The 15,433-nt window shown below is 46.2% G+C and carries 18 protein-coding genes and 1 pseudogene; 13 read left to right on the top strand and 6 right to left on the bottom strand.

The window, feature by feature from the left end:
* Positions 1–59 precede the first annotated feature (59 nt).
* The 3 genes from ACFSR5_RS06415 (at position 60) to ACFSR5_RS06405 (ending at position 3,806) form a co-directional block, all read left to right on the top strand.
* Positions 60–908, top strand: a complete 849-nt coding sequence (locus ACFSR5_RS06415; protein WP_380901878.1) for a mechanosensitive ion channel family protein — start codon at positions 60–62, stop codon at positions 906–908.
* Between the two features lie 28 nt (positions 909–936).
* Entirely contained in the window at positions 937–2,952 is a 2,016-nt protein-coding gene (locus tag ACFSR5_RS06410; protein WP_380901876.1) for a BCCT family transporter, read from the top strand.
* 113 nt (positions 2,953–3,065) lie between these two features.
* Positions 3,066–3,806 (top strand): SDR family NAD(P)-dependent oxidoreductase, encoded by a 741-nt coding sequence (locus ACFSR5_RS06405; RefSeq protein ID WP_380901874.1) that lies wholly within the window; start codon positions 3,066–3,068, stop codon positions 3,804–3,806.
* 186 nt (positions 3,807–3,992) lie between these two features.
* On the opposite strand, the gene ACFSR5_RS06400 is transcribed toward ACFSR5_RS06405, so the two are convergent.
* From ACFSR5_RS06400 to ACFSR5_RS06390, 3 genes are all read right to left on the bottom strand, one after another.
* Complete coding sequence (locus tag ACFSR5_RS06400; protein ID WP_380901872.1) at positions 3,993–4,442, bottom strand: DoxX family protein; 450 nt, start codon at positions 4,440–4,442, stop codon at positions 3,993–3,995.
* Positions 4,443–4,496: 54 nt separating this feature from the next.
* Complete coding sequence (locus ACFSR5_RS06395; RefSeq protein WP_380901870.1) at positions 4,497–5,063, bottom strand: Crp/Fnr family transcriptional regulator; 567 nt, start codon at positions 5,061–5,063, stop codon at positions 4,497–4,499.
* A gap of 246 nt (positions 5,064–5,309) precedes the next feature.
* Positions 5,310–5,525, bottom strand: coding sequence for a hypothetical protein (locus tag ACFSR5_RS06390; protein WP_380901868.1), 216 nt, complete (start codon positions 5,523–5,525; stop codon positions 5,310–5,312).
* A gap of 159 nt (positions 5,526–5,684) precedes the next feature.
* On the opposite strand from ACFSR5_RS06390, the gene ACFSR5_RS06385 reads away from it, so the two are divergent.
* Together ACFSR5_RS06385 and ACFSR5_RS06380 are read left to right on the top strand one after the other, a co-directional pair.
* Positions 5,685–5,930: a hypothetical protein gene (locus ACFSR5_RS06385; protein WP_380901866.1), complete on the top strand. Its 246-nt coding sequence runs from the start codon at positions 5,685–5,687 to the stop codon at positions 5,928–5,930.
* A complete protein-coding gene (locus tag ACFSR5_RS06380) occupies positions 5,927–6,229 on the top strand; it encodes a GNAT family N-acetyltransferase (RefSeq protein WP_380901864.1) in 303 nt (100 codons plus the stop codon). Before ACFSR5_RS06385 ends, ACFSR5_RS06380 begins: the two co-directional genes overlap by 4 nt.
* Positions 6,230–6,344: 115 nt before the next feature.
* Here ACFSR5_RS06380 and ACFSR5_RS06375 read toward each other — a convergent pair.
* Positions 6,345–7,064: pseudogene (locus ACFSR5_RS06375) on the bottom strand (DUF3891 family protein).
* 69 nt (positions 7,065–7,133) lie between these two features.
* Between ACFSR5_RS06375 and ACFSR5_RS06370 the strand changes: the two are divergent.
* The 3 genes from ACFSR5_RS06370 (at position 7,134) to ACFSR5_RS06360 (ending at position 9,446) form a co-directional block, all read left to right on the top strand.
* Entirely contained in the window at positions 7,134–7,370 is a 237-nt protein-coding gene (locus ACFSR5_RS06370; RefSeq protein WP_380901862.1) for a hypothetical protein, read from the top strand.
* A gap of 24 nt (positions 7,371–7,394) precedes the next feature.
* Positions 7,395–8,399 (top strand): SDR family oxidoreductase, encoded by a 1,005-nt coding sequence (locus ACFSR5_RS06365; RefSeq protein ID WP_380901860.1) that lies wholly within the window; start codon positions 7,395–7,397, stop codon positions 8,397–8,399.
* A gap of 75 nt (positions 8,400–8,474) precedes the next feature.
* On the top strand, positions 8,475–9,446 hold the full coding sequence (locus tag ACFSR5_RS06360; protein ID WP_380901858.1) for a YihY/virulence factor BrkB family protein: 972 nt from the start codon (positions 8,475–8,477) through the stop codon (positions 9,444–9,446).
* Positions 9,447–9,708: 262 nt separating this feature from the next.
* Here the strand turns inward: ACFSR5_RS06360 and ACFSR5_RS06355 are convergent, their stop codons facing one another.
* Positions 9,709–10,986, bottom strand: a complete 1,278-nt coding sequence (locus tag ACFSR5_RS06355) for a TlpA family protein disulfide reductase (protein ID WP_380901856.1) — start codon at positions 10,984–10,986, stop codon at positions 9,709–9,711.
* Positions 10,987–11,345: 359 nt separating this feature from the next.
* Between ACFSR5_RS06355 and ACFSR5_RS06350 the strand changes: the two genes are divergently transcribed.
* Both ACFSR5_RS06350 and ACFSR5_RS06345 read left to right on the top strand, forming a co-directional pair.
* Positions 11,346–11,921, top strand: a complete 576-nt coding sequence (locus ACFSR5_RS06350) for a hypothetical protein (RefSeq protein ID WP_380901854.1) — start codon at positions 11,346–11,348, stop codon at positions 11,919–11,921.
* Between the two features lie 14 nt (positions 11,922–11,935).
* Entirely contained in the window at positions 11,936–12,613 is a 678-nt protein-coding gene (locus tag ACFSR5_RS06345) for a DUF2490 domain-containing protein (protein WP_380901852.1), read from the top strand.
* 121 nt (positions 12,614–12,734) lie between these two features.
* Here the strand turns inward: ACFSR5_RS06345 and ACFSR5_RS06340 are convergent, their stop codons facing one another.
* Positions 12,735–13,064: a c-type cytochrome gene (locus tag ACFSR5_RS06340; protein WP_380901850.1), complete on the bottom strand. Its 330-nt coding sequence runs from the start codon at positions 13,062–13,064 to the stop codon at positions 12,735–12,737.
* 841 nt (positions 13,065–13,905) lie between these two features.
* Here ACFSR5_RS06340 and ACFSR5_RS06335 point away from each other — a divergent pair.
* The 3 genes from ACFSR5_RS06335 to ACFSR5_RS06325 are packed head-to-tail and all read left to right on the top strand — an operon-like array spanning position 13,906 to position 15,326.
* Complete coding sequence (locus ACFSR5_RS06335) at positions 13,906–14,361, top strand: hypothetical protein (RefSeq protein WP_380901848.1); 456 nt, start codon at positions 13,906–13,908, stop codon at positions 14,359–14,361.
* A 5-nt stretch (positions 14,362–14,366) separates the two neighbouring features.
* Positions 14,367–14,987: a hypothetical protein gene (locus ACFSR5_RS06330; protein WP_380901846.1), complete on the top strand. Its 621-nt coding sequence runs from the start codon at positions 14,367–14,369 to the stop codon at positions 14,985–14,987.
* A 42-nt stretch (positions 14,988–15,029) separates the two neighbouring features.
* Positions 15,030–15,326: a hypothetical protein gene (locus ACFSR5_RS06325; protein ID WP_380901844.1), complete on the top strand. Its 297-nt coding sequence runs from the start codon at positions 15,030–15,032 to the stop codon at positions 15,324–15,326.
* Positions 15,327–15,433 lie beyond the last annotated feature (107 nt).

Below are 15,433 nucleotides of genomic sequence, written 5' to 3'. Positions count from 1 at the left end.
CTGCGCACGGCTAGCATGGTTTAAGTTGTTTTCTTTTTTTTAAAATAAAATATATCATTATGGACAATTTAGAATTCGGCGAAGTTCAACAGCACTGGGACAGTTTTATATCTTCCGCAGTGGCTTGGGCGCCCAGAATCCTAACTGCACTTATTTCTGCTTTTTTAATTTACCTGATCGGATCTTGGCTCATCCGGATTATTAAACGCGTCATCGACAAGGCGTTTAAAAAACGGGACATGGACGTATCCCTACAACGATTTCTGACAAACCTCGTCAGCTGGGTGCTGAATATTCTACTCTTTATCGTGGTGGTTACGCAACTCGGTGTGCAAACATCGGCTTTTGTTGCCATTATAGGGGCGGCAGGCCTGGCCATTGGCCTAGCGTTGCAGGGCTCTCTTTCCAACTTTGCCGGCGGAATACTCATTCTGCTTCTGAAGCCGTTTAAGGTCGGGGATTATATCAGTTCGAGCTCCGGCGAGTCTGGTACGGTAAAGGAAATAGATATCTTTAATACGAAATTAACAACCCCACAAAATCAATTGGTTGTGGTACCAAACGGAGAGCTTTCCAATAGCAGCATTACCAATTACACGCAGATGGGAACGCGCCGGACATGGTTCGACATTGGCGTAGCCTACGGCACGGATCTGCGCAAAGCCAAGGAAGTTTTGATGGACGTCATTGTGGAAAATGAATTTGCTTACAAGGATCCTGCCCCTCAAGTTGTCGTAACCGATTTGGGCGATAGTGCGATTAATCTTTCCGTCAGGGTGACCACATCCAATGACTACTTTTGGACGATGCAGGAGCAATTGATGGTAGATTGTAAAGAAGCGCTCGATCAAGCAGGAATAGAAATTCCATTCCCGCAACGCGACATCCATATTAGGCAGTCCCAATAAAAGTAATCGTTTATCATTATTCCAGACCATGGCAGCATTTCATTTTCCCAAGACAACATTTAACAAAGGAATCGTGGTTCCAAGCCTATTTTTTATTATTGGCGTTTGTCTTGTATCGATCTTATTTCCGGTAGGAACGGCCAGCATCCTCGATCGGGTGAAGGAGTTTATTTTTGTTAACCTCAATTGGGTGTACGTATGGGCGGTGACCATTTTTGTGATCTTTTTGGTATACCTTGTTTTCAGCAGGTTCGGAAAAATCCGTTTGGGTGCCAACGACAGCAAGCCTGAATATTCATTTTTTTCCTGGATATCCATGCTGTTTGCTGCAGGTATGGGCATTGGGCTGATGTACTTTAGCGTGGCAGAACCCATGCAGCACTATTCCAGCGATGTTTTCGCCGGGGGACATGTCGTCAGCCGCGCTAAGAACGCACAATTGTATACCTTCTTTCACTGGGGTGTGCACGCTTGGGCCATCTATGGCATAGTAGGCCTCGCCCTATCGTACTTCGCGTATCGTTACCGGCTTCCGCTTTCGCTGCGCAGCTGCTTCTATCCCCTGTTAAAGAATCGGATAAATGGCAAGTGGGGAAACGCGATCGATGTTTTTGCGCTCTGTAGTACCTTTTTTGGGATCACGACCACGCTCGGTTTTGGTGTCGTACAAGTAAACGCGGGGCTGCAGACACTGGGTGTGGTACCCGAGACCAGTTTCTCCTACCAAATCCTGATTGTGGCAGTGCTGACTTCGTTATCCATTATTTCAGCGACAACGGGGGTAGACAAAGGCGTGCGAATATTGAGTAATGTCAACATTATTGTCGTCATTATTCTATTGCTTTTTGTGTTGCTTTTTGGCCCCACTGTTTATCTCATTGGCAGCTTTACCGAAGGCCTGGGCAACTATATAAACAGTTTCTTCGATTTAACCTTTAGTACCCACGTGTATGAAGAGCAAACCTTGCCCTGGTTCTACAATTGGACCATTTTGTATTGGGCTTGGTGGATATCGTGGTCGCCGTATGTTGGGCTATTTATTGCAAAAATTTCGAAAGGAAGAACAATCCGCGAATTTGTTGCTGCGGTACTCATCCTTCCCACACTGTTTAATTTTATCTGGATGTCTGTCTTTGGCAACAGCGCGATCTGGTTTGATTTCAATATTGCCGACGGTGCTTTGAGCGCACTGGTGAAAGATCCCGACGCGCTTATGTTCCGTTTTTTGGAGTATCTTCCGTTTTCCAATCTTGTCAGCTATCTCGTCATCGCCATCATTATCATCTTTTTCGTTACCTCTGCGGATTCCGGTATTTTTGTCATGAATAGCATCGCGACCAAAAATGCGTTGAGTTCGCCGAAATGGCAAATGCCCTTTTGGGGAATCTTATTGGCCGTCCTAGCGCTAATGTTGCTCAATGCGGGAGGGTTGCAGGCTCTGCAGACGATGACACTTATCACAGCGCTTCCGTTCTCGCTGATCATGTTGATGTTCGGTGTCAGCCTCATTAAGGCACTGACCATAGACCGCAACTATTACGAACGTGATTTTTCTGTATCCACCATTCCGTGGTCTGGTGAGTTTTGGCGGACACGATTAAAACAAATTGTTTCTTTCAAAACCCGAAATTCTGTCGACGAGTTTATCAGCACCACCGTTCGGCAAGCTTTTGATGAACTTCGTGAAGAATTTGCGACGAATGGAATTGCGGCGAAGATCAACAGCTACGACAGTCCAAGAAAGCTGGAGATCGAAATCAGCCACGATGTCGTCAACAATTTCATTTACGGCGTGCGGAATCAGGTAAAGGTTGTTTCAGAATACCTTATCGAAGAAGAAAACCTTCCCGAGCTGGAAGATAAGCGCACCTTTTATCCACGATCGTATTTTGGCGATGCTCGAGAAGGGTACGACGTGCAATATTTTACGGCAAACGAACTGATCAGTGACGTGCTCAAACATTACGAACGATTTCTCGAAATTGTGTCAGAAGAGAAAAATGAGCTTTTTATCAGCAGCAATGCCAACGACTCGAACGATTAGCCCAAACACGTTTCGTTGGAGCAGCCCAAGAGCTTCGGGTGAAACATAGCACGTTCTGGATTTTATGCGGGAGGCTTTCCCTGTAGATTTGTCGGTATAAAATATTATATCATATGCAAATTTTTAAAGACAAAGTCATCCTTATTACCGGAGCGAATAGAGGGATCGGCAGATCGCTCGTAAAGGCGCTGCTCCATACCGGCGTACGCAAGGTGTACGCCACCTGCAGGGACCTAAACAAGATGCCTACATTCGACGACGATCGGGTCGTGACGCTATCCTTAGATATCACCGATGATCGGCAAATTGCAGCCGTCGCAGCCGTCGCACTGGACACCGAAATACTCATCAACAATGCCGGGACGGTGAATCCCGGAAATATGTTGGAAGGTGATTTAACGGGTATGCAACGCGATATGCAGGTAAACTATTTCGGAACCATTACGATGATGCGTGCATTTGCGCCTATTTTGCGTAAAAATAAACCATCGGCCATCATCAACATCGTATCGATCGCCGCTTATTCACCGTTGCCATCCATTGCTGGATATGCCGCCTCCAAAGCCGCACTCTTTTCAGCAACGCAGGCTGTCAGAATCGAGTTAGCGAAGGAAGATGTCGCGGTGTATGCGGTTAATCCGGGCGCTATTGATACCGACATGAATAGAGGGAGCGACTGGGATATGCCGGATTCTGACAGTACCGCCGTTCGGATAGTAGAACATATCGCAAACGGAGAACTGGATAGCGTTCCCGACACCATGGGGCAGGGGATGTATCAGGCTTGGCGAGAAGATCCGTCCAAATTATCGGCTATTTTTTCGGATTTGTACCACGCAACGCCGATCGACTAAGCGAAGCCCTTGTTTTCGGCTTTTTTCTAAAAGAGAGAAGCCGAAAACAAGGGCTTTGATGATCCCGGGCGCCCCCTTTTTTCAAAGCACCTTCTTAATTAAGATGTCGGTTTGTTCATTGTCTCCTCATTTGGGTAGTCTATAAAACGCCCTATAAGGAGCTGGATCGCGGTGGGATTGCGTTTGTTACTTGACGACAAAAAAATAGGTCCACGCCATTAATAACAGCTGGAAAGGAACGCGAAACCAAAGGTAGGAAACGCCTTTTCCGGTCCATGTAGCGGTCTCATAATCCAGGTGTTTAGTGGCGGCGTACATATTGGCCGGAAGAACCAAGACAAAAAACAGAATCAACAATAGCCCCGTCAGTTTATGCAACCGGGGAATAAAGATCGCAGCCGCTGCTGCTATTTCGATACCTGCAGTGAGGTATATCCATGCCGTTCGGAACGGGATGCCATCCGGCAACATCATGGACATGCCTTTTGTATACAAGAAATGTCCCGACGCGGTAAATAACAGCATGCTCGCCAGGGCTATCTTACCAGACATTTTGTAATCGACATGTTGACTGAACATTTTAAACCCGGTTAAGGACAAAGCAAATACAGCAATCAAAAGAAATAGAGGTTTCATACTTTTTTATGTACAAAGGTATACGACCTCCGAACACGAATCCATGAACAAATGTTACGTAATCTGTCTTCGGATACGACTCAAGGATTGCGGGCGAATACCGATATAAGAGGCCAAATATTTGAGCGGGATATACTGTATAAGCTTCGGTTGCTCCTTCATTAAGTCCAGGTATCTTTTTTTTGCCGTATCATCAAGTAAGGCTATTTCTCGTTTCATTTTTTTGAGGTAAATGTCTTCGGCCACCTTTCTCCCGATCCTATCACCAACCGTCGTGTTTTCATAAATAGCATGTAAATCATCGTAAGTAATCCGCCACAGGACACAATCTGTCATCGCTTCTATGTTATAGGTGGATGGTTGTTGGGTTAAGAAGGAGTCGTACGCACTAACAAACGATTTTTCAAAAGCGAAGGCAAACGTAAAGTCTTGATCCAGCCTCGGTTTAAAGAACCGTATCATCCCTTTTTCGATAAAGGAAAGGTGCTTTTCCGTTTTCCCTTGCTCCAGGATGATGGCCTTTTTCGGGAATTCTACATGCTGCAATTTGGAATAAAACAATAACCAATCCTTTTCCGAAATGTCTGTCAATTGTTTAAAATAATCGTAGATTTCTTTCATGGGCACGCTGTCGTATTTCTTGTCGCTGCAACGGAACGCAGATAACGCGTTGTGTTGATGAGGTTAAAGATACAAAATCTAGGTAGATCTATCCCTAAGCATCCTAAGGAGCAAAATAAGCAGGGGGCTGTCCTCGTGAAAATTCCCGCTCACAGGAGCAACACGTTTTGGCGATAGTTCTCTTCTGCCGTCGTTTGTGTTCCGGATGCGTACCCTTCTTCGGTCGCTGTATGGTAGAGATGCTTGTCAGCTGCGCTTATTCCGATTGCGGGCGGGATACATCGCATAACGTAGGAAACACCCGAACAACAACAGGATAAGCAGTAGTTTAAGAAGATACCCCGGTATGATTATGGAATGCCAGCCCGACAAGACCACATCTGGAAAAGAGAGGGTATATCCAGCTAGCATACATCCGGCTGCGGACAAGATCAAGATAAGAAGCCGGTTTTTTGTCGTCATCCTCACGTACGGCTTTTGTTTCTTAAATATAGGCGTTTTTAGGGTATCCGACAAGAAGTGGCAGTTGACCCAAACAGGCCATGAGCACATGCCCCAGTTTATCTCACTGGTTTATTCAAAAAATAGGTATACTTTTGCGATACAATCAGCAACTAGTTTATGCCCGACCTCGATAGCCTAAAACATTTTGGAAATGATGCATTCTTTACTTCCGAAATTATATTGGAAAATAACCAAGTGTTCATGCGACCACTGGCAATAGACGACTTACAAAGTTTGGTCGACATCAGCTTTTCAGATCGTCTTTGGGAGTACGGACACCGGGTCAAATCCGAGGAAGACGTGAAAGGATACATTCAGACCTGCCTTTCGTGGAGAGCCGAAAGCGCAATTATCCATTCGTGATCATCGATAAAAAATCGGGTGCCGTCGCAGGTATCAGTCAATACGGCGCGGTAGATTTTTCACAGAAAAGAATCGAAATCGGGTGGACCTGGCTTGGCGAAAAATGGCAAGGCACGGGTATCAATTACGTTGCGAAACATCTGATGCAAAAACTTGGGGCAACATGTGAAGGGCTGTTGCGGAATTATTCCATTCAATCGTACGGGCCAAGTAAAGGGTACTACGTGTATAGCATTATTGAAGAGGAATGGCAAAGCATAAGCGAATCTTTGATTCAAACGTATGGGATTCTTGATTGAAAACCGGAGAGAAAACGATTGGGTCAGTCATGCAGCAAGGTCGCCAAATTTCGTCAGGGAAGGGTCCGAAAGGAGCTGTGCCTAGCGACCGAGGCTACTGTAACATTTGGTGTGATCACGTCTCCCGAAGGGTAAACATGTCCACGTTTATTGGCGCTTGGTGTAATTCTTTTTGAAACTCTTGGTCGTTGTTGAATTGCAACTTTTTTATGCTACGCCGGACTATCGAAATAGGAACGGTAGATTTTTCAAATGGCCATGGTGTTACCGTGGCCGTGGTTGAAGTTAAGCCTTGAATCCAATAGGGCTCGGCTTCGGGACCGCGACTAATCTCCAACCGCCGGCCTTCTACCGGAATCTGCTGCTGGCAAATGATCAACGATAAAGCATCACACCATTGTAACACAGCGTACAATTTTTGGCTTTCTGCCACTTGTATGCCGGCTTGGTTTCGTAAGCGGCGTTGCAAAGGCTTCAGACGATCGCAGTAGGCGGCGGCTTCTGTCGATTGGGGAGCGTGCACGAACTGTATATGATGCGATAGAAGCAAGCCCACTAAAGGGCTTTTCGCCACCCCCTCTCAAAGCAAGCGTTCACAATCCGTTTGACGAAAAGGCTCCATGGTAAAGTCGCGGGGAGCCCCCGCTGCATTCAGTAGGTCCGTACGGTAGAATTCATTGTAATCGTTGTCGTGCTCGCTCGTTGCCACAAGAAGGTCAATCCGGTTATTTTTTGCCAGAGGCCAAGCTAATGCATCTAACAAGATTGTCGCTATATAGGCGTGATGCCGTTGCAGAATAATATCCCAACCCTCGTCTGTAGATCGTACTATCATATGTTGTTTGATCGGATTTCGTGTAACCACCCCCGACATATTCCGTATCGTATACGAAAGACATCCGGTATGATGATCTCTTTAAGAACGCCAAGCACTGGAATTCGTTTGGGTTGTTATTTGGGCATCGTCCTGTTGGCAGACCACCCAAACAAGGGACACTTTTATAGAAAGAACCGTGTAATCGGTGTTACCTGTAGGCCGATAACTGCACAGGTGATTCCATTGCACGAGGTCGGTGGCGACTTAAAAAGTCAGGTTTTTTCAACGATTGAAAACGATATGCGGTTTAGAAAGTTCCTGTAATAAGACTTTAAACACCATAGTAGGATGAAAGAAGATAAAAACATGACGAGACGCCATGCCCTGAAAGGTCTTGGTGCAAGCGTAGCGACGCTGGTTGTAAGCCCGGCGCTGGCAGGCGGAGATAGCGGTGCGGCGACGCAGAAAAAAAACCCTTTAGAAAACCCGTTGGATAAATATCCCAAACCTCCGTACCCAAAACAGACGCAGCCACACCCGGGGCTTGCCTCCAAAATGGAGCCCCTGCCGGATCACGGTGAACAGTCGTATGTGGGCAGCGGCCGTCTTCGAGGCCGGAAAGCACTGGTGACGGGCGGTGATTCGGGAATAGGGCGGGCGGCAGCCATTGCGTTTGCCCGGGAGGGGGCTGATGTCGTCATCAATTACTTGCCCGCAGAAGAACCCGATGCACAGCAGGTTGTTGCGCTTTTGCAGGGCGAAGGACACAAGATTGTCGCTATACCGGGCGACCTGACCGACAAAAGCTTTTGCGAAAATCTGGTAGAGCAAACGCTAGCCAAATTAGGTGGATTAGATATCCTGGTAAATAACGCCGGCTATCAGAAAAGCAACCTGTCTATTCTGGACATCAGCGAGGAGAGCTTTGATGCAACGATGAAAACAAATATCTACGCGCCATTTTGGATCACGAAAGCCGCATTGCCCCATTTACCACCCGGATCAGCAATTATCGCCACAACCTCTGTACAAGCATACGACCCCTCTGAGAACCTTTTTGATTATGCGCAGACCAAAGCTGCAAACGTCGCCTATGTCAAATCCTTGGCCAAACAACTCGGGCCAAAAGGCATACGGGTCAATGGCGTTTCTCCCGGTCCTGTATGGACAGCGTTGCAAGTTTGCGGAGGGCAGGAGCCAGACAAACTTGTAGATTTCGGAAAAGACACCCCTTTGGCACGCGCTGGCCAACCCGCCGAGCTCGCCTCTATCTTTGTACAGCTCGCAGACAACGGTGCGAGCTTTTCCACCGGACAAATTTATGGCGCAGCAGGGGGCGGGGGGCATCCTTAGACATTCGCTTTAGTTTGATGGCGCCCCGGCCTCTATGCCGGGCGCCTAATTCTTTACAACGACAATAGAAAACAGATGAACAGAACGAAAAAACGAACAACGACGCTTACCGATCACTTTTCCATTTTAAAAAATACGGTTATGGGGTTTACCCAGGAAGATAGTATGAAATACAGTGCATCGCTGGCCTATTACACCGTCTTTTCATTGGGTCCCATCCTCGTATTGATTATTTCGCTTGCTGGCGTGTTTTTAGGGGAAGAAGCCATTCAAGGTAAAGTTTTTTCGGAGCTTACCGGTTTGGTGGGGCCGAGTGCCGCAAGGCAAGTCCAAGAGGTCATCAAAAACCTTTCCCTATCCGGTAAGTCCAACGTAGCTTTGCTCATCAGTGCGATTACCTTGTTGGTCACCGCGACAACAGTCTTTGGTGACATACAAGACTCTATAAATAAGATATGGCATGTCCGTGCGAAGGTAAAAAAAGGGTGGTTAAAAGTGTTAAAAGATCGCTTACTATCCTCTTCCTTGGTCATTGGGTTAGGTTTTTTGCTGGTCGTCAGTTTAATCGTGAACGGCGCCATCATTGCACTGACCGACCGCTTGCAACGCTATTTTCCGGACACCACGGTACATGTGTTCAACGTTATCAATTTTCTGCTTTCCTTCGGTATCATCTTTCTGTTGTTCGCTGTTATTTTTAAGGTATTACCCGATGTGAATATTCGGTGGCGTACGGTTCGCACCGGCGCACTTTTCACAGCCTTACTGTTTGTTGTCGGACGATTTCTCATCGGGATCTACCTCGGTTTCTCGGATACCGAGTCGACATATGGGGCAGCGGGATCGATCGTGCTTATCCTTTTGTGGGTCTATTATACTGCGGCCATCCTTTACCTTGGTGCCATTTACACCCGCGAGTATGCTACGTTTAAAGGTATCCCGATTGAACCCTCTGCATTTGCGGTGCATGTCGACATCAAGGAAAAGGAGAAGGAAGTCGACGAAATACCGCCGGAGTCGCTCAGCGCCGCGTCTGATAAGCCATAGATGATCCGTCTCTTCAAAACCCCGGTGCAAACCTGCAGCGCGCACCCCGTGGTGTTCTTGACTAATTTAAAGGAATATTGACCCGGTATGGATAGGTCCATTATTTCCATTTCAAATACCTGTCTGCTAAAATCCGTTCCTTTGGGGAAGTTTGTGGCGTAATTTAGCGTATCTTTGTCGCGGACTTAACGTTAAGAAATTTTCCCCAGCAGGACAAATCTATTACAAACGGCAATCCGGAATTCTCCGCCTGCATTTCACGTTATTTCGAGTTCGTCAATAACGATAACAATTCGTGATACGCATCATTTGGCCTCTTCGCTTGTTTATCTACGATACGACCATCCCGATCGATAATCGCATAATGTGGTATTCCAACAATTCCAAAAACAGTATTGGCTTCTTTAACCATATCACCGGTTAACAAATAGTGCTCTCCTTCAATCTGCAATACGTCTTTCGCTTTGAGCCAGTTGACCTGCGAATCCTGATAACCTAAATACAAGAATACAACGTCGGGACTATTAAGCCTTTTTTTTAAGGCGGCGGCATTCGGCATCTCCATTTTACACGGCCCGCACCAGCTCGCCCAGAAATCAATATATATAATTTTTCCCTTGTATTTATTGAGAATAGTGCTTAACGACAAATTTTGATCGATTTTTACTTGCTCCAATTTGTTTTTAGAGGCCAGGTATTCCGTTCGATACTGTTCAATACGGCGGATCAGTTCCTGATCTTGTACATTCTTTTTAAACACAGCAAGACTTTTTTCATATACACTTTCGTTCGATTCACGCATCACGTACATGCAAGTTGCGTAAAACACCTCTTTGGTTTTGCCGCCTATTAACGGGTTTTTATCCAGATAATCCATGACGTCGACCAGACTTAGAGGAAATTTGACACCATTGAATTTATAATATATATACTGACGGACTAAATCATTATAAATCCGGACATTGTGTGCAGCATAGTCATCCTCCAATCCTTCCGAGATGAGCAGTTCGTTTAGGGCAGGATCACCTCTCAGGCTATCTCCAACCTGCGTGACGAGCGTTCTTTCATACGGGAGATACGTGTAATAGGAGGACAACCAGGTGTAGTATTCCGGATCAAAATTAGTCGTATCCCGATAGCGATCGAGAAAAACTCGTCTTTTGCCAACGGCATCTTTATATGCCTGTAAATATGCCGAGGGAGTCGGGTAATTTTCTGCCTGAATGTTAATAGGCGTGGCCTTGTTCGCGCATACCTCAAAGTTTATATATTCGCTGTTATGTCCGGTAGCAACCACATGAAATCTATGGTTGGAGTCATCGATATACATGACCACATCTTTTGACGGTGCCAGATGTATAATCTCAAACGCGTCTCCCAGTTGCACGACCCATTCCGAAATTCCTTGTACGGGAAGATCTATATGAAAGCTGCCGTTGGGATTGAGGATGGCTTCGTGGCGTTGCAAATACATTTCTCGGGTAATGGCGTCAAAATCATTTTGATAGAACACCAGTACCGTATCGTTTGTATGGTGCACGCTGCCTCGCACAGACACATTTTGCGCGTGTCGAAAGAGATAACATAAAAATCAATATACATGCAAACAGGTCTTTTCTCATAATTAGTTCGTATGCTTTTTTTATTTCTAAAATACGCGAAGAAGCTGTTCTAACAAAATGAAATCGTCTAAAAATGTGCTAATTAACAATACTTTAACTAAATCCGCATAAACCTTCATTAGCCAGCGGTCCCTTGAGCTGCCCGGATCTTAATCATAATTTAATATGAACATTTTCGATTTGGCGACGGTTATCTATATGTTTGTGGAGGCGTATCCGCAGTTAGCCCTGCTGCGCCGTTGGACGATTGTGTCCCTACCTCAAAAAAATCCGAAGCATGAAGAAGTACATCCTTTGTATCGTATTTATATGCGTTTATTTAGCGTCTGGCGCCCAGCAAAAGTATGAGCGGGAGTCCGGGATCCATAGCGAAGAGGCACCCGATACTGCCGTTTCGTATATTGCCCAGCTTTTTGGGCCCGATGCACGAGTGAGATGGTATCGGGAAGAAAGCTTGGAGGGAATCCGGATAGAGGCCAAGACTAAGCAAGTGAAAGGCACGTACAGTGTTAAATTTGATACCGACGGCAGGTTGTTGGATATTGAGCTGACACAAAAAGCAGAAGAAATACCGTCGCAGGCCTCCGGGGCGATTAACGCACACCTGGCTGCGACATACGATCGGTATAAGATCCGAAAGATCCAAGTGCAGTGGACCGGTGCACCCGATGTGCTCTATCAGCTTATTCGTGGAAAGCCTACGGAAGATGCCTATACGGTTCGGTACGAGGTAGAGCATTCCGGTCGTCTCCACGGAAACACCAAGCCGTATGAAACCTTATTTGACAGCCAGGGCAAGCCGATCGAAACCAAGGAAATTGTTCCGCGCAGCATGAATCATTTAATCTATTAGCTTTATTATAACGCATGCGATATCTCCTTTTTTTCGTAGTTTTCCTTCTAGTGGCTCCCCGCGCAGAAGCGCAGAACCGTTTTGGCCTGATGCCGCAATTTAATGGAAGTTTTACGATTGGCAACTTCCTGAAAGTAAACTCTAAACTGGAAAACAGATTTATCTTTTACCAAAATCCGGCAAACAGTCTGGGCGGACGTACCGAATACGAGCGTACAGATATTGAGCTGGTCGCGACGGCAGCTCGGGGTTCCCTGAAGAACTTTGGCGTGGGTTATCTGGTTCGGCGATCAGATATTGGAGGCACCTTTCTGCACCGTTCGATCCAGCAATATAGTGTTGGGCAGACGATCGGCGGGCTACAGTTTGCACACCGCTTCCGAACGGATCAAACCTTTGAGCAGGACGAGGATGTCCAATACCGCCTACGGTACCGGATCAGTTTTGAAAAGCCCCTCAGCGGTTTGCAGGTGGATCCGCGTGAGTACTACGTCAAGTTTAATAATGAGTATCTCGGTGTACGTCAAGGAGGGGAGACCAACTTAGAAATAAGACTACTCGCAGCTCTTGGCTACAACCATTCGGAAGATGATCAGATTGAACTCGGATTAGACTACCGGGCAGAAAGCATCATCGGTGATAGTACCGAAAATCTCCTCTGGCTGACGGTCGGTTGGTACCATAGCTTTTAGGAAGCAGAAAGCCATCGTGGGCTACCCAGATATATCCACGCGTGTGGGTGGTGTCACTATCCGATGCCGCTTTCATGGGATAACCGAGCCCGTAACCATCCAAGCTACCGTTAACGGGCTATTATTTATCCTCGCTATTCGCCAGGAGATACGCGCGAACGAGCTGCCCCTGTGCGTCGTCAAGTTTAGCCATCGGGATCATCCTTTTCAAGATTTTATTCCAGGCCGCTGCATCCCTGGAGGCCGGATCCTTTAAGCCGTGGCAGTGTGTACACCTCGAAGCAAAAATGGCCTTTCCCTCTTGTAGTTGGCGCTCGTCGTACCGGGCAATAATTTGTTCCTTGCTTTCCACAGGTAACGACATAATCACTGTGCTTGCCTTTGGGAAGCAGCCTGCCAGCAGGCCAACGATCATAGCGATAGGCACAGCTATTTTAATTTTATTGCTCATTGATCTATATGTTTATTTATGCCCGGCAAAGCGTAATCCATCTACAAATCAGCACGCTCGGTGATTCATGCCTGTGGGTCTTGCGGCGAATATAGCAGACCCGGCTACCTTTTGAAAATCAAATGATGTATTTCATAAAAGCTTAACACAGGCTTTATGTTTTGTTAAAACAAGGGATGGAAATGCGTCGTCTTGCTGATATCGATTCAGACGCGCAATGCGCCATTCGTACATCAGACTCGTGCCAGCTGCCATTAGCACTGGGCGAGTTTTCAGCTGGCGCGAGTTTTTAACTCGTGCCCGGTTATTTGCTGTAAGTTGGTTTATACGAGCACGAGCCACAGGCTCGCGCTAGCTGCCCATTGATACCCACACTAGCTGCCATCAACGCTGGCGCGAGTTTTCAACTCGTGCCCGAGCTCTTTGCCCTCCTAAGTATACTATCAACCTAAAATTTCAACTTTTCTAAAACCAAATTGTTGCAACGGCGTTCGAGGTTTGAAGGTACAATTCTATTTATAAAGTTGATAAAGAGCAGGCGCTTCAGCCATAGCCTGCTCTTTTTCGAAAACTATGACAGCCTCGATGCGTTCATATGGTGCATCGATCTCGATATATACGTGATAATTTTGTTTGTTTAGACTAGGGCAGGCCACGGTGGCCTGCTCTTTCTTTTAGCGCTCTTTACCGCCTAGTGTATTCATCCGGTTAATCGGTCTTGACCGCGAGAAAATAACGAATCCTCTATGTAGTTCTTTGGCAGTGATTTTGCTGTGAATGAACTGATAAGGGCAAACCATTCCACGGATATCGTGGTCCGTAAGCCCGTAATAAACCGATCATGACAGACCGCAAACTCCATTTGAAAACAAAGAGAAAAATACTTTTCTTCTTTTTCCTAGGTATAGCTTCCGCATTGTATTCCCAAGAGAAAAGTATACCAGAACCTATCCAGCATATGTTTGAAGGTACCTGGATCTACAACGACACGTTTCAGACAAACACCATTGTTATCCTGTTTGAACCGGATAAAGATTATGCCGTTTTCCGAGACATCGGAAATGGGATGGCGCCAAGTAGAACCCTTCATGCCTTCCAAAAAGAAAACCTGTTGGTCATTCCTGCCGTGCAACACGGCAACGACTATACGGAAATGAGGGTTATACAGGGAAAGCTACATGTACGAACGAAGCCAATCAACTGGGATGACAAAGGCCATATAGTGAATTCAGGCCCGTTAGAAACACGCGTTTTTAAACGTTCGGCACACAAAAAAAAGACTAGCGGTCCATACTAAAAAAAATGATGCACAAGATAATTATCGTGATCCTTCTCTCTTTTTTCTCTTGCCAAGGAGCAGCGAAAAAGGAACAAGCAACCGTAGACACGGATACGGCTAAAAACACAGCGCCAGAAAAGCGTCAGGTGCATACGGAAACGCAGGTGGAAAATACCCCAAGTGGAGCCGACCTGTTGGCTATACTTCCTATACGGCATTTTCCGATTACAGATAGTACCCGTTTCGACAATTATGAAAAGTCGGGGATTCCTGACCATGGGTTACTGAAAAAGATCAATTTTGACCCCAGGCGTAAAGATGCGACCCATTTCAGGCTCCATTATACGGTACCTTTTTCAAAAAACTTTTCCGCTGTTGCCGTCTCCTACCGAGGAGGCGAAAACGAGCTGTTTACGATATTGATTACGGTCAACCAAGAAGGCCGGATAATCGACAAATTGGAAATAGCTTATGACGAAGTGGCGGAATCGGCATTCAGCAAAACGAGTCGAATAGAAAAAGACGCGATCTGGGTAACGAGCGCAAATTGGATGAGTGAAGTACCTATCTTTGAAACCCAACTGTATAGTGTGGAAAGCGACGGTACGTTTCAAAAAGTGGACAGCGATTCTGTGCCCAACTAAAATTAAAACCAACGTGACGGGATACGGAGATTAAGAAACAACATGATGAAAGAGCTACACGTTCATACGCAGGAGCAGATCAACGATTACTATCTGCGACTTGATATGCTGTGGGAGAACCAGCCCTGTGGCACAATCGATCTGATTGCAGGAAAAATCAATTTCAACCTGCTGGGCAAAAAGTTTTTTAAAGGCATGGCGTTTTTGGACAGTCTCCAAATCGAACATGACGGGGAGCGGTGTATTGTTTTATTCCAGGGTGGAAAAACGTTGATATTCGGCTGTCGAACGGAAACGTTCTCTGCGATTGATCACCATGTTCGCAAGTTTCGGCGATGAGGGTATGGAAGCCTGATAGCTCGTGGACTGTCTTTTTCGCAGAAACAAGCCGCATGCAGCCTGAACTTTTAACAGTATAACTGAATTTCATATATGAAGATGTACAC

It is taken from the genome of Sphingobacterium suaedae (genome assembly GCF_042684625.1).
Lineage (GTDB): Bacteria > Bacteroidota > Bacteroidia > Sphingobacteriales > Sphingobacteriaceae > Sphingobacterium > Sphingobacterium suaedae.
Note: the sequence above shows the minus strand (reverse complement) of the source record. Positions and strands in the feature narration are given on the sequence as shown.